The organism is Halanaerobium hydrogeniformans (assembly GCF_000166415.1).
Taxonomy (GTDB): Bacteria; Bacillota; Halanaerobiia; order Halanaerobiales; family Halanaerobiaceae; genus Halanaerobium; species Halanaerobium hydrogeniformans.
On record NC_014654.1, the window covers coordinates 1,370,306 to 1,389,013 of the forward strand.

Sequence of the window (18,708 nt, forward strand, 5' to 3'; positions counted from 1 at the left end):
AAAGACAACTAAGGCGGCTACTTTTTATGGCCGCCTATTGTATTATCTATTTTAGCTTTTATACTTCCTTTTTGAATATTCCTGGCATAAAATAAAGCATCATGTCCAAATTGTTTTTCCAGCTTATCTCTAATTTCATTAATTTTTATTTGCCTATCATCATTTCCGAAAAGATTTAACTGCCTATAATTATTATTCGAAAAATTACCCAGGGTTAAAGTTATTTTTCTTACTTTTTCTCCCTGATAATTTTTTTGCAAAAGAACTAGAGCAGCTCTAAAAATATCTTGACTGAAATTAGTAGCTCGTTTATGTGTCAGCTGTCTGCTAAAGCCTTTCTTAACTTCTTGATAGGAAAAAGAAAGGCTTAATTTAATAGTTTTAGCTCTTAAGTTGTTATGTCTGGCTCTTTTGGCTACTTCTTCAGCTAAATTAAAAATAACAGTTTTAATTTCTTCAAGGTCATTATAATCTCTAAGTAGAGTAATTCCTCTGCCAATATTATGTCTGTGATCTTGATAGTGACCTTCTAACTTAGAATAATCAATCCCCCAGGCATGATAATATAATTGATTACCTATTATTCCAAATTTTTTTTCTAAATAACTGAGAGGTAATTTGGCTAGCTCTCCAAGTTTAAAAACTCCAATTGCGTTTAGCTTTTTTTCAGTTTTTGAACCAATTCCCCAGCATTGAGATAATTTAATAGGCCAGAGTTTATCTTTTACATCAGAATAGTCCCATTTACACAAACCAGTTTTTTTACCTTCAATATCCATAGCAACCTTGGCTAAAAACATATTTGGAGCAACTGCCATACTGCAGAGAAGAGAATAATCATCCCAGATTTTTTGTTTGATTTTTTTAGCTGTAGTCAAACTATCTCCAAACTTTTTTTCAGTACCATTTAAATTAAGCCAGGCTTCATCAATAGAATAGATATGGATAGCTTCTAAGGGAAGAAATGAATTATAAATTTCAGTTATCTTCATTGAGATATCTAAATATAACTGCATATTAGCTTCTGCAATTATTATTTCATCTTTTTTAGGAATTTCAAAAAGCCTACTGCCTGTATGAATGCCATATTTTTTTTTAAGAGCTGTAGAAGCAGCTAATATTACAGAGCCTTTTCTTTTTTTGTCTCCAACAACAGCCAAATGATTTTCTAAAGGATTTAAACCTCTTTTTACTAATTCTATACTTGCATAAAAAGCCTTCATGTCAACACACAAAATATTGTTTTTTGGAGCATCACTGTAATCAATCTTCATCTTAACCCTCCCACTAATGCGAACATCTGTTTTATATAATTTTAACAAAAAACTGATATTTATGCAAACATTAGTTTGTTAAAATCAGCTTTTAAATTTGGCCAATAGTTGTTATAATTAAGTTAAGAACAAATATACAAAGGAGGTAATTTTTATTGAATAGATTAATTCTTTATGCTTTTATCGGTGCAGTTTCAGCAACTGTTATAAATTATTTTAATTTGAATCTTGTCACAGGAGCTATTGCAGCAATATTAATAGGTAGTACAGCAGGTATTTTAATGCATTTTTTCTTAAATAAGCATTAAAAGTTAATTAGTAAAAATTATACTTGCAATCCTTAATAATAATGATATACAATATTAATGATATATACAGCAATTAGTTATAGTCTAATTTTAAAAATATAATAATTTATTTAAATGAGGTGGATTAAGAAAGTGGAAGAAGACAATTTTAAAAAAATACCATTTGGACAGTTGGGAATTATTGTGCATGAAAGCTGCAAAGAACTTGGAAAAAAAATTGATAAATATCTTGTTCAAAAAAGGAAAGACATGTTAGCTGAATGTTCTGAAGAATATCAGGTAGAAAAGTTGCAGGAATCTTATATTATTGAGAGTGAAATTATAAGATTTTCTAATGGTGAAGGAAAGGGACATTTAAAAGAAACCATTCGCGGCAAAGATATTTTTGTAATAGCTGATGTTGGCAATTATAGTGTAACCTATAATATGTTTGGCCAGGAGAATAGGATGAGTCCTGATGATCATTTTCAGGATATAAAAAGACTTATCTCAGCTATAGCAGGTAAAGCAAGAAGAATTCATGTTATTATGCCTCTTTTATATGAAAGTCGTCAGGATAAAAGAAATAGCAGGGAATCACTTGATTGTGCAATGGCTCTGCAAGAATTAGAAAATCTTGGTGTAGAAAACATTTTTACCTTTGATGCTCATGAACCAAGAGTGCAAAATGCAATTCCTCAAACTGGTTTTGAAAGTCTACATTCGACTTATCAAATTATTAAAGCTCTCAAAAGAGTGGAAGAGGACCTTAATCTTGATCTTGATAAAGACAAATTAATGGTCATTTCTCCAGATACTGGAGCCATGAATCGGGCAATTTATTATGCAGGAGTTTTAGGTTCAGATGTAGGTCTATTTTATAAGCGTAGAGATTACAAAAAAATTGTTAATGGCCAAAACCCGATCGTTCAACATGAATATATGGGAGCCGAAGTTGCTGGGAAAGATGTTTTAATAGTTGATGATATGATTGCATCTGGAGGATCTGTTTTTGATATTTCAAAAGAATTGAAAAAGAAAAATGCAAGAAATATTTTTGTAGCAGTTTCTTTTACTTTCTTTACAAATGGAATAGAAAAAATGGATGAGTACTATAAAAAGGGCTATATTCAAAAATTGTTTTCAACTAATTTAACCTATATACCGCAGAAATTTAAAGATTCAGACTGGTTTGAAGAAGTAGATATGTCAAAATTAATTGCCCATTTGATTGATACTGTTAACTATGATGAATCTGTGAGTCCACTGCTTGACGCTACAGACAAAATTAAAGGGATTTTATAATATTCTATTTAAAATAAAATTAAAGTACTAAAAAACCAGCAAAGGAGAAAAAATGACCTTGCTGGTTTTAATCGTTTAATTTTTTTCTCTAGCCATTACAAATCAAAAAGCATTTCACTAAATTAAATAATAACAAGCAAGTATTAGCTTTTTAATTTTAAGAGTTGATCAATAAATTGACGAGCACTTCTGCCTGACCTACCATTATGCCATTTACTCCACTTTAGGGCTTTATTTTCAAGTACAGAATTATCAATATCTATATTTTCCTGAGCTGCAATTTCTCTAACTATCTTTAAGTATTTCTCTTGATCAGGATTATTATACATTAAAGTTAAGCCGAATCTTTCAGCAAGTGACAATTTTTCATTTAATATATCATTTTTATGAACTTCAGATTTTCGATCCTGCCATTTTTCTCTTACCAGATGGCGACGGTTACTTGTTGCATAAAATAACACATTATCTGGTTTAGATTCAATACCACCTTCCATAATTGCTTTTAAACTTTTATACTCAGTTTCAAATTCTTCAAAAGAAAGATCATCCATAAAAATAATAAAATAGAGACCTCTTTGACTTAAATATTCCATTATTTCCGATAATTCTTTAATTTGTGAAGTGGTAATTTCAATTAATCTTAAGCCCTGATCCTGAAATTCATTTAATAGTGCTTTAACAGAAGAAGATTTACCTGTACCACTGTCACCATATAATAAAACATTATGGGCTTTACTGCCATTAATAAAACTTTTTGTATTATTTATTAACTCATCTTTTTGTTTTTGATAGGCAATTATTTGTTCAAAGGTTATTTTATCAGGGTTTTTAACAACTTTTAAGGCAGAATTTTGCCAGTAAAAAGCGGAACTTTGATTCAAAACAGAAGTCCCAAATTTTTGATAAAAATTATTAATATTTTTTAAGGAATCTTTAATATTATATTGACCATCTAAGATAGAATTATATATTTTAAGATTTCTTTTGTTAATTTGATGAGCATGATAAGGAGATAAAAAAGAATAGCTTTCTAAATTAAATACTCTAATTAAATCAGAAAATTTAATTTTAACAACTTGATTAATTATGGCTAAATCGTTTATTGCGAGCTGATATAGACTTGAATTTTCAGCTATTGTATTTTTTTCGGCGGCTAAAGAAAAACTGTTTTGATCGTTAATGAAAATACCTTTAACATAATTTCTAAAAATATCACCTTTAAGGCCTAATCTTTCATTAAAGTCAACCAGCTCATTGATAACCTGACTAAAATTAAAGTTTTGTTTGGAATCTTCTTTAATTAATTTCCTTTTAATTTTATTTAAGAGATCATTTTTAGCTAGCTTTCTATAAAGTATAAGCTGATCTAGAGCAGATAAGCTCTCAACTATTTCTTTTTTAGTATAACTCATTATTATATTCACTTCCTTAATTAAAGTAATTTAAAATAATTATAGCAAAAAAATTAATGGATTTATAGCTAAATTAAATTTTCTTAAAAAAATACAAAAAAAGAGCTAAGAAATTTAATTCTCAGCCCTTTTGCAGTATTCATTTCTTATTTAGCTTTAGCTGTTTCAATATTTATTTTATTACCTTTGATATAGTTATTTTTCATTACTCCTAAAACATCATGGCCTTTTTCTCTTGGGACTTCAACAAAGGTAAAATTATCGTAAATGTCTATTGCTCCAATAAGTCCACCGGGAAGACCGGTTTCTCCAGCAATTGCTCCAACAATATGTCGGGGTGATATTCTATCTTTTTTACCTATGTTGATAAATAATCTAACCATTCCTGGTTCTGCACCTGTATCACCAAAATTCGGTGATTCAACTTTTTCTGTATCATCATTATCAGCTTTATTAAATGATTTTTTCATCAGTGCTGCTGCAATTTCAATAGCAGAAAACTCTTCATCAATAATATTTTCTATCAACTCAATATATTTATCCAGTTTTTCTGATTCAATATATGCACTAAGTTCTTCATTAAATTGTTCAAACTTAGCTTCTTCTATATCATCAGCACTAGGTATTTTGTCTCTTTTGATTTTAGTTTTTGTGTATTTTTGAATATCTCTTAATTTATATATATCTTTACCTACCACAAAACTAAATGCTTTACCACTTTTACCTGCTCTACCAGTACGTCCAATTCTATGCACATAATAGTCGGTATCCTGTGGTAAATCGTAATTGAATACTGCTTCAATATCATCAACATCAATTCCCCTAGCAGCTACATCAGTTGCTACAAGTATTTCTATTATACCATTTCTAAATTTACCCATTACTCGATCACGCTGATTTTGGTTTAAACCACCATGGATTGCATCAGATAAATAGCCACGAGCCTGTAATTTAATATTTAATTCATCAACCATTTTCCTGGTATTACAAAACACAATTGCCAGCTCTGGATTATTTAAATCAAGTAACCTGGTTAGTGCTTTTAATTTATCATGCCTTCTTAGTTCATAATAATACTGCTCTATAGAAGGAACAGTTAATTTTTCATGAGCAACTTTTAAAAACTGAGAATTTTTTTGATATTTTCTGCTTAATCTACGAATAGATTTAGGAATTGTAGCAGAAAAGAAGAGAGTTTGTCTATCTTCGGGAATATCTCTTAAAACAGTTTCTATATCATCTATAAAACCCATATCTAACATAACATCTGCTTCGTCAAGTACAAAGTAATTAATCTGGTTTAATTTTAATGTACCTCTTCTTATATGGTCCATAACTCTTCCCGGGGTACCAATAACAATCTGAACTCCTTTATTTAAAGCTCTAATTTGTCTCTGGATTGATTGGCCACCATAAACAGGTAAAGTATAAATTCGTTTTTTATATTTGGCCAGTCTTTTTAATTCTTCAGATACCTGGATTGCAAGTTCTCTAGTGGGACAGAGGATAATTGCCTGAGGATCTTTTTTATTAGCATCCATTTCTTCTAACAATGGAATACCAAAAGCTGCTGTTTTTCCTGTTCCAGTTTGTGCCTGTCCTACAATGTCCTTGCCTGCCAGTACTGCCGGTATAGCATTTGATTGAATAGGGGTAGTTTCTTCAAAACCCATATCATCAACTGCTTTTAAAATCTCGTTTGAAATATCTAGTTCATTAAATCTAATTTTTTGCAAATCTAATTCCACTTCCTTTATAATTTTATTTCTTTTTTACTTCAAGATATTAAATCTATTAGTTAATTTAATAAAAGCAATTTTGATCTAAACACAAAAAATCCTTGACTGAATTTATATAGTCAAGGCTTAAGTGCTATATTTTTATTAATTATAAATTAACTTTTATTCAACTTGTTTAGTATAACCTAAGCTATCAGCAAAGTCAAATTTAATTATTTGTTTTTTCTAATGTTTGACAAAAAAAGCACTTTGTTATTATTTGAACAAGTTAAAAATACTTTTATATTTTATTAGTAAAGCAAATTGCTACTGGTGAACCTCTCCACCTAAATCAAAACCAAGATTTGCATCAAAAGAGATACTAGCTTCGCGTCGGATGGAGCTTCTAACTGCTTCATATAGATTAAAGTTCAACCTATATTACTAGGTCAGTTTACAAGATGTTTGGCTTTTAAGTTTTGCTCCTAATAGTTTAGGATACCCTTAATCTTGAAGGATTGTCCACAAATCCATTATCTCTCGCCTCTTTGATAGGTCTGAGAATTGACTGTATTATATAATTTAGAGCAATGCCAGGCTAATTCATTAATTATTACTAATTGCTTATGGCTTAATTTAGGCTTGAATTTAAATGATAATCGTATTGATTTTTCACCTCCATCCTACTATAATTATATCATACATATGTTTGCTTGTAAAAGAAAAAATGGAGGTTTGATCTTTATGGATAGAGACTTAAATAACAATTATCATTCTGTTTATAGTCTACAATATCATTATTGTATCTTCTGGTGGTGCTACTATTGAGACAATTAAAAAGTATATTGAAAATCAGAATAAATAGCCAATTCATCTCCACCCAATGCATAGCTTGGAGGGAGTTTTCTTGGCAGTTTTAGATAAAACAATTCTAGTCCTTTTTCTCTGTAAAAAATATACAAAAAGATCCCAGCTCATTAAACAAAAGAACTGGGATTTTATCTTTTATACAGTTTAATTTTATTTAAATTACACCCTGATCAATCATTGCATCAGCAATTGTGTGGAAGGAAGCAATATTGGCTCCTGCCACTAAATCACCTTCTAAACCATATTCCTTTGCCACTTGACTTGCATTTTTATAGATATTTATCATTATCTGCTGTAATTTTTGATCAACTTTGTCAAAACTCCAGTTATCCCACATAGCATTTTGGGTCATTTCTAAAGCAGAAGTGGCAACTCCACCAGCATTAGCAGCCTTACCAGGTATATAATATACATTATTCTCCTGAACAAGTTTAGCTGCTGCAGGTGTTAAAGGCATATTTGCTCCTTCAGCGATTGCAGTTACTCCATTATCTATTAATTTTTGAGCAGCTTCTACATCCATTTCATTTTGAGTAGCACAGGGAAGAGCAATATCACATTTCATTGACCAGATATCAGTACAATCCTCACAGTATTCTGCTTCAGGATATTTATCTAAGTATTCTTTAATTCTTCCGCGATTAACTTCTTTAATTTCTTTTATATATTCAAGATCAATTCCGTTTTCATCATAAAGGTGACCGGAAGAATCACTCATTGCAACTACTTTAGCTCCCAACTGAGTTATCTTTTCAGCAGCATAAATTGCAACATTACCGGAACCAGAAACAACAACTTCCTTATCAATTAGTGAAACGTTATTTTCTTTAAGCATTTCTTCAAGTATGTAAATTAAACCATAACCGGTTGCTTCAGTACGAACAAGGCTTCCACCCCAGGCTAAACCCTTACCGGTTAATACTCCAGCTTCATATCTATTTTTAATACGTTTATATTGACCAAAAAGGTAACCAATTTCTCTTGCACCAACTCCAATATCTCCTGCAGGAACATCTGTCTTCTCACCGATATGGCGTGATAATTCTGTCATAAAACTCTGACAAAAACGCATTACTTCCCCGTCTGATTTACCTTTGGGATCAAAATCACTACCACCTTTACCTCCACCAATAGGGCGGCCGGTTAAAGCGTTTTTAAAAATTTGTTCAAATCCAAGAAATTTTATAATTCCTGAATAAACAGATGGATGAAATCTAATACCACCTTTATATGGACCAAGAGTACTATTGAATTCAACTCTAAAACCACGATTTACTTTTACATTTCCGTTATCATCAACCCAGGGAACCCTAAAGATAATTTGTCTTTCTGGTTCTACCAATCTTTCTAAAATACCATGTTCATCATATTCAGGGTGTTTGTCAAAAACAACTTTAATAGATTCCAGCACTTCTTCAACTGCTTGATGAAATTCTGATTCTCCCGGATTTCTTTCTTTTACCATTTTTAATACTTTATCAGTATATTTACTCAAACTTCTCACTCCTCAAAATTTAATATTAATTTAACTATCACATAAATTTATATTATTATATATTCAGATTAAAATCAATTAAAATACTTTAGATATCAATAAGTATACATGTATACAAAGAATATTTCTAAACTGTAAATAAATCTCTGAGATTTTCTTGACAATAAAACTACAATTATATATACTAAATCTAAGTAATATTATAAATATTAAAATTGAATAAATTAAATAGGAAAATGCCTCATCTTCTTGGATGGGGTAGAGGCGCGAATTATAAATTAGTAACTTAAAGTTTAATTTAAGCTTAAGATTTTAAGTGAAAGGTTTATTCGCCGAAGTGGTTAATTGAGCTTAAGCATTTAACTGCTGGGTCTGTATAAAATATGTACAGAACTGTCATTAAAAGTTTAATCCAGACTTTTAGTGTTGAGCTATCTCAAAAGATTTGGAAGAGGTGATTTCTCTGGTTAAGCTATTTAACTCAGCGAATTCGCTGAGTTTTTGTTATGCTATAATTATAATAGAACGAAAATAATTAAATGGAGTAGATATATTGTTATGAAAAATATTACCATACCTAAAAACAAAATTAAAAAAATAATTAAAGAACATGGAACTCCCTTTCATATTTATGACGAAAGAATAATTATTGAACGCTTAAATAATTTGATTGATTCATTTAACTGGACTGATTTTAAAGAATATTTTGCTATCAAAGCAAATCCAAATCCACATATTTTAAAAATAATGAAAGAAATGAATTGTGGTGTTGATGCTGCAACAGTATCTGAAATAAAACTGGCAGAAAAGGTTGGTTTTAGTGGTACTGATATAATGTTTACCTCTAATTTAACAACCCTTGATGCTTATCAATATGCAGTAGATAGGGGAGCTATTATAAACATAGATTGGGCTGCTGATATTTATGAGCTTTTTGAGAATGATATTATTCCTGAAAATATTTCTTTTAGATTAAATCCCGGTTCTATTGAAAATGAGATCATGGGTGATTCAAAAGATTCCAAATTTGGTTCTACTGCAGAACAAATTAAAGAAGCTGTTTCTTTTTTATCTAAAAATGGTATAAAAAAACTTGGGCTGCATACTATGGTGGTTTCGAATGAAAATGATCCAGCAATATTTAAAGATTATACAGAAATGATTTTTGACTTTGCTTTAGAATTAATTAATGAATTTGGAGTAGAAATAGAATTTATTAATATTGGTGGTGGAATTGGTATTCCATATTTGCCTGAGCAAAATGTTGATCTAAAAGCAATTGCTGATTCTGTATATCAATCATATAAGAACATCATATTAGCTGAAGATTTAAAACCCAAGATTTTTCTGGAATCTGGCAGATATGTGACTGGAGAATCAGGATATTTAGTTACAAAAATAATTAAAGAAAAAGAAACCTTTAAAAAATATTTAGGACTTGATGCTTCTATGTCAGACTTAATGAGGCCTGGTATGTATGGAAGTTATCATCATATAACTAATATTGATGCTGAGGAAAGAGGAGAAAAAGAAACAGAAATTTATGATGTTGTCGGTTCTCTATGTGAAAATAACGATAAATTTGCCGTAAATAGAAAGCTTCCTTTAAGTAAAAAGAATGATATAATAGTTATACATGATACCGGTGCTCATGGTCATGCAATGGGTTTTAATTATAATGGTATGTTGAAAAATAGTGAATTTCTTTACACTCGTGATGGAAAAGTTAGACAAATTAGGCGGAACGAAACTTTTGAAGACTACACAAATACTATTATAGGAGGCTATTAATATGTTTAAAGGTTTAGGCACAGCTCTTATCACACCATTCAAAGAAAATGGAGATGTTGATTATCAACTTTTTGACAAAATTTTAGACCATCAATTAGAAAACAATGTTGATGCATTAATTGTAATGGGTACAACTGGTGAATCACCAACCATTCATTTTGAAGAAAGAAAAGAACTAACCAAAATGGCCGTTGCTAAAGCAGATGGCAATGTACCTGTAATTATTGGAACCGGAACAAATGATACTGTTAAAGTTGTAGAAATGAACGAAATGGCCGAAGAGCAGGGTGCAGATGGTCTTTTAATTGTAACTCCTTATTATAACAAAACCAGTCAGGCTGGATTGGTAGATCATTATACTTATATTGCAGAAAGAACAGAACTGCCCATTATAGTGTATAATGTACCATCTAGAACAGGAGTTAATATTGAAGCTAAAACTTTTAAAGAAATGGCCGATAAAGCTGATAACATTGTTGCTATTAAAGAAGCAAGTGGTGACATGAGTCAAATTCTAGAAGTAATTTCTTTAAGTGGAGATAATAATACAATCTTATCTGGTAATGATGATCAGGCAATGCCTCTTATGATGTCTGGTGGAAGTGGAGTTATTTCTGTACTTTCTAATTTACTTCCAGGAGTAATGAAAGAAATATGTGATAAAATTTTAGCAGAGGAATATCAAGCAGCTCGAAAAACATATTATAAATATCATCGTTTAATGCAATTAATTTTTATTGATGTTAATCCAATTCCAATTAAATTTGCGATGGCTCAAATTGGTCTGGCTAATAATAATTTACGCCGTCCCCTTATAAATTTAAGTCCTGAAAATCAGGAACTTCTCTTAGAGGAGATGAGGAGGTTAGAGATTATATGAAATATGGAATAATCGGTTATTCTGGAAGAATGGGACAGTCTATAGAAAAAATATTTTCTCAAGCTGGCCATGAATTAGTATATCAAAAAGATGAGAATGGCGAAAAGGAATTAGAAAAACCTGAATTGATAATTGATTTTTCTTTAAAAGAAGCTTTCCCAGAAACTGTGAGGGTAATTAAAGAAAAAGAGATTCCTCTCATTATTGGAACAACTGGCTTAGATGAAGGTGATTTTAAGCAGCTAAATCAATTAGCAGAAAAGGTAGCAGTTATTCAGAGTTTTAATTTTTCTATTGGAATCAATATTTTAAGTGAACTTGTCACTAAGATAGATAAATATATTGATCAGGATTGGGATATTGAAATTTCTGAAACTCACCATAGATTTAAAAAAGACAAACCTTCGGGGACAGCAATTATGCTCTCAGAATTGATAGATAGAGATATTGAAATGCATTCAAAAAGACTTGGTTCAGAGTTTGGTGAACACGAAGTTTATTTTGCCAGTACCGGGGAAGTTTTAACTTTAAAACATAGAGCATATTCAAGAGAAGCCTTCACAAAAGGTGTTCTTTTAAGTGCAGAAAAAATATTAGATTTAAAGCCCGGTTTTTATTCTTTTAAAGATATATTAACAAATTAAATATATAAAATGGAGTGATATAAATGAATTCTTATGATTTAATTGATTATATTTCTAATTCAACAAAGAAAACACCTGTAAAATTCTATGTGCAGGGTGAAGATTTAAGTGAAGCTTTAAGTGATTATGATTACTTTGGTGATGATAATTCTGGTGTTGTGTTTTGCGACTATAATGATCTGAGTGAAATTAGAGACAAACTTGCTGACAAACTAGATAAAGAAAAGATAGAAATGGATCGCAAAAATTCAGCTATACCTTTAGCTGATTACAATAAATATAATGCTAGAATTGAACCAGGTGCTCATATAAGAGACCAGGTTGAAATTGGCGATGGTTGTGTTATTATGATGGGTGCAGTTATAAATATCGGTGCTAAAATTGGCGAAAATACCATGATTGATATGAATACAGTTTTAGGTGGGAGAGCCACTGTAGGTAATAACTGCCATATTGGCGCTGGGACAGTCTTAGCAGGTGTAATTGAACCACCAAGTGCTGATCCGGTAATAGTTGAAGATAATGTTTTAATCGGAGCTAATGTTGTTGTCTTAGAAGGAGTTAAAATTGGAGAAGGTGCTGTGATTGCTGCTGGATCTATAGTTATTGATGATGTGCCTCCAGCATCTGTTTTTGCTGGTGCTCCAGCTAAGAAAATTAAAGATGTTGATGATAAAACAAAACAAAAAACCGAATTAGTTTCAAGTCTGCGTAAATTATAAAGGGTGGTTATAATGAATTATTTAGATATATATAATCATTATGATTTTGAAATTGATTTTGCAGATGGAGTTTATATCTATGATAAAGAAGGAAATAAGTATATAGATACTTTTTCTGGAATAGGAGTTTTGGCATTAGGGCACAGCCATTCAGAAGTAATAAACTCTATAAAATCTAAACTGGAACGTTATGCTCATACTTCAAATTATTTTTTAGATGAAGATACTGAAGCAGTTTCTAAGCTTTTATGCCAGGAAGATGAAAAAGTTTTTTATGTTAACTCAGGTACTGAAGCAACAGAACTTGCTTTAAAGATCATAAAAAAGAAAATTAAAAATGGAAAGATATTATATTTCTCTAATTCTTTTCATGGTAGAACTTTAGGAGCACTTGCAGTTAATGGTTTTCCTGAAATTAAAGATCAGTTTAAACCACTAATTCCCAATACTGTTGAAGCTGAGTTCAATAATATTGAGTCATTAAGAAAAACAGCTGCAGAAAACCCTGATATTAAAGCAGTATTTTTTGAACCTCTCCAGGGTTCAGGAGGGGTTAGACCTGCAGAAAAGGAATTCGTAGAAGAATTAAAAAAAATGACTGCAGCCAATAACTGGATAATGGCTGTTGATGAAGTTCAAGCAGGCTTATATAGAACTGCTAAAAAATATTCTTTTCAACACTATGATATTGAAGCTGATCTAATAACCGTTGCTAAAGCATTAGGAGGAGGATTGCCTTTAGGTGCTGTTATAATGGCAGGAGAAATGAGAGAAGTTCTAGAGCCTGGAGACCATGGTTCAACCTTTGCGCCAAATCCTTTAGCCTTAAGAGGTGCTAAGGTGGTTTTAGAAAAACTGAGCAATATGCAAGAACAAATCAAAGAAAATGGCGATTATTTTTATAATCAGCTTAAAACCCTTGATTCTGATATAATTAAAGAACATCGAGGAATTGGCTTAATGCTTGGTCTGGAATTAGCAGAAGAGATAGAAGGCCTACGTGATAAAGCTGAAAAAAATGGCCTGCTGCTCAATATTTTAAAGGGTAAGACAATCCGTTTTTTACCTGCATTAAATATCACTAAAAAAGAAATCGATGAGATTATAGAAAAATTAAATAGTATATTATAAATTCAAAAGAGCTTATCAGATTTTATCTGCTAAGCTCTTTTTTAAAAATCAGGCATTTCATCAATGGCACTTTTCTTTTCTTCAGTATCCACATGAGTATAGATTTGAGTTGTTGAAATATTAGCATGACCTAAAAGGTCCTGTAATACTTTAATATCTTTAGTCTGTCTGTATAGCATACTTGCAAAGGTATGCCTTAATTTATGAGGAGTAATCTTATCTGCTCTACTTAAACCGGCTTTTTTTGCATATTTCTTGACAAATAACTGAATAGTTCGGGGACTTATTCTTCTGCCGTGTCTGGATAAAAATATTGCCTGTCTGGCATCTTGATCCTTAATTTTAATGGTGTTTCTTTCCTTTAAATATCTTTTCAAAGCTTCTGTAACATCATTATGTAATGGCACATATCTTTCTTTACTTCCCTTACCATAAAATTTAATAGAGCCATCTTCAAAATCTACATTATCAAAATCCAAATTAACAAGTTCAGAAATTCTTAATCCTGCATATAAAAATAATTTTGTTATGGCAATATCCCGTAGACGATTTATATTATCTTTATCATCAATTGCTGCAATAAATTTTTGTGCTTCTTTTAATTTAAGATAAATGGGCTCAAGTTTAGTATCGGTTTTACTGCTGTCAATCGCTTCAGCAGGGTTTTTTTCTATTACCCCATAACGAAGTAAATATTTATAAAAAGAGCGAATAGCAAAGAGCTTCCTGTTTCTTGTAATAGCCTTATTATCATTGACAATTACTGCATCTGCTAAAAATTCTGCTATATCCAGTCTATCAACATCTTCAGGCTTAAACTCTTCAGGAAAATCTAATTCTTCTTTTAAATATCTATAAAGCTGTTGAAGATCATTTTCATATTCCTTGATGGTTAATTTAGAATAGCCTTTTTCTACATCTAAATATTTTTTGAATTTATTTACTGCTTCTAAAAATTTTAATTGAGAAATTATCATCACTCCTCTTTAAAGAACTACCTAATAATATAATTCTATTAATTAAGTGAAAATCCTGCTTTAAAATACTTGACCATCTCTGACCTTTATATTATAATATATTATAGAAGTTAATACTATAAATAATATATTGAATTGAGGAGGTTAAGGCTTATGGATATGGAAAAGTTTACTCGTAAAGCTCAACAGAGCCTTGTGGAGGCTCAGCATATTGCTAAAGATTATAGTCATCAGGAGATTTTCCCCTCTCATCTTTTAAAAGCAATGTTAAATCAAGATGATGGAATAGTAATACCACTATTAGAAAAGGCTGAGGCTAATATAAAAATTATTAAAGAAAAAAATGAGGAATTATTAGATAAGTTGCCTCAAGTATATAGCAAAAAAGATGCTCAAGCCTATATGTCATATAAATTAAACGAAATCTTAAGAGAAGCTGATAAACAGGCTGATGCTCTGGGGGATAAGTTTGTTTCTACAGAACATTTTCTATTAGCATTCTTAGCAAAAAGAAATACCGACATTGCTAAAATACTTTCTGAAAATGGAGTTAGTCTTAATCAAATGAAAAAGATCATTAAAGAAATCAGAGGCGGAAGTAATATAGATTCTCAACAGGGTGAAGATGGCTTTAATGTTCTAGAAAAATATACTATTGATATTACAGAACAGGCAGCTGAAGGTAAGTTAGACCCTGTTATTGGACGTGATAACCTGATCAGAAGGGTTATGCAGGTCCTTTCTCGCAGAAGAAAAAATAATCCGGTTTTAATCGGTGAACCCGGTGTTGGTAAAACTGCAATCGTAGAGGGGCTTGCCCAAAGAATTGTTAATGGAGATATTCCAGAAAGTTTAAAAAACAAAAGAGTCATATCACTTGATATGGGGTCATTAGTTGCTGGAACAAAATTTAGAGGAGAGTTTGAAGAAAGACTAAAATCTGTTTTAAAAGAAATTAAAAAAGCAGAAGGACAGATAATTTTATTTATTGATGAGATGCACACTTTAGTTGGAGCAGGAGCAACTGAGGGTTCAATGGATGCAGCTAACCTTTTAAAACCAGCTCTTGCTAGAGGTGAACTGCACTGTGTAGGAGCTACTACCTTAGCAGAATATAAAAAGCATATAGAAAAAGATGCTGCTTTTGAAAGAAGATTTCAACCTGTTAAAGTATCAGAGCCAGATATAGAGGATACAATCTCTATCTTAAGAGGTTTAAAAGAAAAATATGAAATTCATCATGGAATTAAAATAACTGATAATGCGATTGTAGCTGCAGCCAAATTATCAGACCGCTATTTAACTGAAAGGTTTTTACCTGATAAAGCAATAGACTTAATTGATGAAGCTGCTTCTAAAATCAGAATAGAAATAGATTCTATGCCACTTGAGATAGATGAACTGGATAGAAAAGTCAGGCGTTTAGAAGTTGAAAAAGAGGCTCTTAAAAAAGAAGATAATCCGGAAGCAAAAGAAAAGCTGGAAGAAATTGAAGAAAAATTGCAGGAGTTAAAAGATAAAAGAGATCCCTTACAGTTAAAATGGCAAAACGAAAAAGACCAACTTGCTAAAATACAGAAATTAAAAGAAGAAATTGATAGAGTAGAGGTTAAAGCCCAGGCTGCAGAAAGAGAAGCAAATTATGAAGAAGCTGCTAAATTAAAGTATGGAAAACTTCATGATCTGCGTAAAGAACTAGCAGAACTTACTCAAAAAGTAGAAAGCTCAAAAGAAAATACAGAACAGTTGGTTAAAGAAGAGGTAACTGAAGAAGATATTGCAGAAATAGTTTCACTCTGGACCGATATTCCACTCCAGAAATTAATGGAAGAAGAGAAAGAGAAATTAATCCATTTAGAAGAAGAACTAGAAAAAAGAGTTGTTGGACAAAGAGATGCAGTTGTTGCCGTCAGTAATGCAATTAGACGCTCTAGAACAGGTCTTCAGGATGCAGATAGACCACTTGCCTCATTCCTCTTTATGGGACCAACCGGAGTCGGAAAAACAGAACTTGCTAAAACACTGGCAGCTTATTTATTTGATGACGAAAAAGCACTTATCAGGCTTGATATGTCAGAGTATATGGAAAGACATGCAGTCTCAAAACTAATCGGCTCACCTCCTGGTTATGTTGGTTTTGAAGAAGGTGGACAGCTAACTGAAAAGGTAAGAAGAAAGCCTTATTCTGTAATATTATTTGATGAAATTGAAAAAGCTCATCAAGATGTATTTAATATCTTACTACAAATACTAGATGATGGTGTATTAACAGACAGCCAGGGTAAAGAAGTTGATTTTAAAAATACTGTGATCATTATGACTTCTAATATCGGCTCTCAATTTATCATGGATCTTCAGGAAAAATCAGAAATAAGAGAAAAAATAGAACAGTCACTTAAGTCTCACTTTAGGCCGGAATTCTTAAACAGAATTGATGAAAAAATTATCTTTAACTCATTAAGCAAGGAAAATCTCTTTGATATTATTGATATTCAAATATCTTATCTCCAGCAAAATTTAGCAGATAAAGATATAGAAATAGAATTAACAAAAAACGCTAAAGAGGAACTACTTGAGATAGGTTATGATCCAGCCTATGGAGCACGACCTTTAAGAAGAGTAATCCAGAGTCAAATTAAAGATGAACTTGCAATGGCTCTACTGGAAGGTAAAATTGAAGAGGGAGATATCATTACTGTAGATTTTGAAGATGGCGAATTTAAATTTAACATTTAAGTATGAAACTATTAGCAGATCAGTGTAAAAACTGCTCTGCTTTTTTTATCTTGAAATAAGTTTTGTTCAATAACAAAGGATTAATAATCCAAACAAAGAAAGATAATAATATGGAAACAATAAGAGAAAGGAACTTAAATATTTAATTAACTTATAGTCAAATAAAAGTACAATCCAGTCAGGAGGATCAGATTATAATGAAGAACAAAGAAAATATATGGCATCAAAAAGCACGTTCATTACATTATTTTTTTCATAGACAAATATGGCACCTTGTTGCTTTATTAATATTACTACCTATTGTTTGGGCATTTGCGTCACCAGTAATGGGTGAAGGTTCCTGGTTGGGTATTAGAGATATAACTTGGTTTTGGCTTACAATTGGAACAGCTGTCTTGCATCAAATATTAGTCTGGATTGTTTTTCGTCTTCAATTAGGTTGGGCTACTTTATCTAAAATATTTGGTAGTTTTGATCTATTTATCTGGAGTTTAATTTTTTTACCCTTTCTTTTAGCTCGTGTTATTACACTTATTGGCTTAGCTAAATCTGATTCTAGTTCTCTTTTTCTTCCAGAATTAATAGCACTAGCTCTTACATTCTTTTTGTTAATTCCAGCTATTTATACTATTTGGTCAGTTCTAAGATATTTTGGAATAATTAGAGCATTAGGAGCAGATCATTTTCGAGTTTCTTATAGAAAAATGCCTTTAGTAAAAAAAGGAATCTTTAAATGGAATAATAATTCTATGTATTCCTTTGCTTTTTTTCTATTGTGGGTTGTTGCATTATTCTTAGGTTCTCAGGCAGCATTAAGTGCAGCATTATTCCAACATGTTTATATCTGGGTACATTATTTCTGCACTGAAAAGCCAGATATGGAAATTATCTATAGTAAATGAAAAGGCATTTGGAAGTGTTAAAGATGCTTATAATAAAATGATTATATAATAATATTATCTAATTTAAAGGAGGATAATTATGGATATTCCAAATAATATTAAATTTTTACTAAAAAATAAAAGTTTTTGTACAATGGCTACATGTGGGGAGAATAAACCCTATTTATCATTAATGAATTTCACATATGTTGAGACAAAAAATAAAATTATTTTAAGCAGCAGAATAAATAGTAAAAAATATTCTAATATTCAAAAGAACAAAAACATATCACTGCTGATATCATCAATTTCTGATGGTTTAAGTGCTACTTTTTTGGGAACTGCTGTAACAATGGAGGATAAAGAGGGAGATAATTATAGAGAAATGCATTTAAAAAAGAATAATATGCCTCAATTTATCATAGGAGATAATATCGGCTTAATTATTTTTAGTATTGAAGAAATAATTCTTTCTGACAAAGAAGATCAAGTTAAGTATATTGATTAAATTTTAAATATTTAATACATTTTCTCCAATTGAGAAGCTCAGGAGAATTTTGTTGATAGTTTGAGATAAATATTATT

Annotated in this window: 15 protein-coding genes and 1 riboswitch; of the genes, 10 read left to right on the top strand and 5 right to left on the bottom strand. The window is 30.8% G+C overall.

Annotated elements, in window-relative coordinates:
• Positions 1-17 precede the first annotated feature (17 nt).
• Entirely contained in the window at positions 18-1,274 is a 1,257-nt protein-coding gene (locus HALSA_RS06110; protein ID WP_013405724.1) for a Y-family DNA polymerase, read from the bottom strand.
• Between the two features lie 155 nt (positions 1,275-1,429).
• Here HALSA_RS06110 and HALSA_RS12805 point away from each other — a divergent pair, with 155 nt between their 5' ends.
• Entirely contained in the window at positions 1,430-1,582 is a 153-nt protein-coding gene (locus tag HALSA_RS12805; protein ID WP_013405725.1) for a hypothetical protein, read from the top strand.
• Between the two features lie 114 nt (positions 1,583-1,696).
• Entirely contained in the window at positions 1,697-2,866 is a 1,170-nt protein-coding gene (locus HALSA_RS06115) for a ribose-phosphate diphosphokinase (protein WP_049773862.1), read from the top strand.
• A 143-nt stretch (positions 2,867-3,009) separates the two neighbouring features.
• Here the strand turns inward: HALSA_RS06115 and HALSA_RS06120 are convergent, their stop codons facing one another.
• The 3 genes from HALSA_RS06120 to gdhA form a co-directional block, all read right to left on the bottom strand.
• On the bottom strand, positions 3,010-4,278 hold the full coding sequence (locus tag HALSA_RS06120) for an ATP-binding protein (protein ID WP_013405727.1): 1,269 nt from the start codon (positions 4,276-4,278) through the stop codon (positions 3,010-3,012).
• Positions 4,279-4,424: 146 nt separating this feature from the next.
• Positions 4,425-6,014, bottom strand: coding sequence for a DEAD/DEAH box helicase (locus HALSA_RS06125; protein ID WP_013405728.1), 1,590 nt, complete (start codon positions 6,012-6,014; stop codon positions 4,425-4,427).
• 1,006 nt (positions 6,015-7,020) lie between these two features.
• Positions 7,021-8,361, bottom strand: coding sequence for an NADP-specific glutamate dehydrogenase (gene gdhA, locus HALSA_RS06130; protein ID WP_013405729.1), 1,341 nt, complete (start codon positions 8,359-8,361; stop codon positions 7,021-7,023).
• A gap of 251 nt (positions 8,362-8,612) precedes the next feature.
• Positions 8,613-8,803: riboswitch (Lysine riboswitch) on the top strand.
• Between the two features lie 116 nt (positions 8,804-8,919).
• Here gdhA and HALSA_RS06135 point away from each other — a divergent pair.
• The 5 genes from HALSA_RS06135 to HALSA_RS06155 are packed head-to-tail and all read left to right on the top strand — an operon-like array spanning position 8,920 to position 13,529.
• Positions 8,920-10,152 carry a diaminopimelate decarboxylase family protein gene (locus tag HALSA_RS06135; RefSeq protein ID WP_013405730.1) on the top strand — a complete coding sequence of 411 codons (1,233 nt, stop codon included), beginning with the start codon at positions 8,920-8,922 and terminating at the stop codon, positions 10,150-10,152.
• Between the two features lies 1 nt (position 10,153).
• Positions 10,154-11,032, top strand: coding sequence for a 4-hydroxy-tetrahydrodipicolinate synthase (gene dapA / locus HALSA_RS06140; protein WP_013405731.1), 879 nt, complete (start codon positions 10,154-10,156; stop codon positions 11,030-11,032).
• Positions 11,029-11,676 (top strand): 4-hydroxy-tetrahydrodipicolinate reductase, encoded by a 648-nt coding sequence (locus HALSA_RS06145; protein ID WP_013405732.1) that lies wholly within the window; start codon positions 11,029-11,031, stop codon positions 11,674-11,676. Before dapA ends, HALSA_RS06145 begins: the two co-directional genes overlap by 4 nt.
• A gap of 23 nt (positions 11,677-11,699) precedes the next feature.
• Positions 11,700-12,398 carry a 2,3,4,5-tetrahydropyridine-2,6-dicarboxylate N-acetyltransferase gene (gene dapD / locus HALSA_RS06150; protein WP_013405733.1) on the top strand — a complete coding sequence of 233 codons (699 nt, stop codon included), beginning with the start codon at positions 11,700-11,702 and terminating at the stop codon, positions 12,396-12,398.
• A 12-nt stretch (positions 12,399-12,410) separates the two neighbouring features.
• Positions 12,411-13,529, top strand: coding sequence for an aspartate aminotransferase family protein (locus HALSA_RS06155; RefSeq protein WP_013405734.1), 1,119 nt, complete (start codon positions 12,411-12,413; stop codon positions 13,527-13,529).
• A 41-nt stretch (positions 13,530-13,570) separates the two neighbouring features.
• Here HALSA_RS06155 and xerA read toward each other — a convergent pair whose 3' ends face one another.
• The gene (xerA, locus tag HALSA_RS06160) at positions 13,571-14,506 is read right to left on the bottom strand and encodes a site-specific tyrosine recombinase/integron integrase (RefSeq protein WP_013405735.1); all 936 of its coding nucleotides are present in this window, start codon (positions 14,504-14,506) and stop codon (positions 13,571-13,573) included.
• Between the two features lie 153 nt (positions 14,507-14,659).
• On the opposite strand from xerA, the gene clpB reads away from it, so the two are divergent.
• The 3 genes from clpB (at position 14,660) to HALSA_RS06175 (ending at position 18,631) form a co-directional block, all read left to right on the top strand.
• Positions 14,660-17,242, top strand: a complete 2,583-nt coding sequence (gene clpB / locus HALSA_RS06165) for an ATP-dependent chaperone ClpB (protein WP_013405736.1) — start codon at positions 14,660-14,662, stop codon at positions 17,240-17,242.
• 197 nt (positions 17,243-17,439) lie between these two features.
• Positions 17,440-18,144, top strand: a complete 705-nt coding sequence (locus HALSA_RS06170) for a methyltransferase (protein ID WP_013405737.1) — start codon at positions 17,440-17,442, stop codon at positions 18,142-18,144.
• A gap of 79 nt (positions 18,145-18,223) precedes the next feature.
• Complete coding sequence (locus HALSA_RS06175; protein ID WP_013405738.1) at positions 18,224-18,631, top strand: pyridoxamine 5'-phosphate oxidase family protein; 408 nt, start codon at positions 18,224-18,226, stop codon at positions 18,629-18,631.
• The last annotated feature ends 77 nt before the right edge of the window (positions 18,632-18,708 follow it).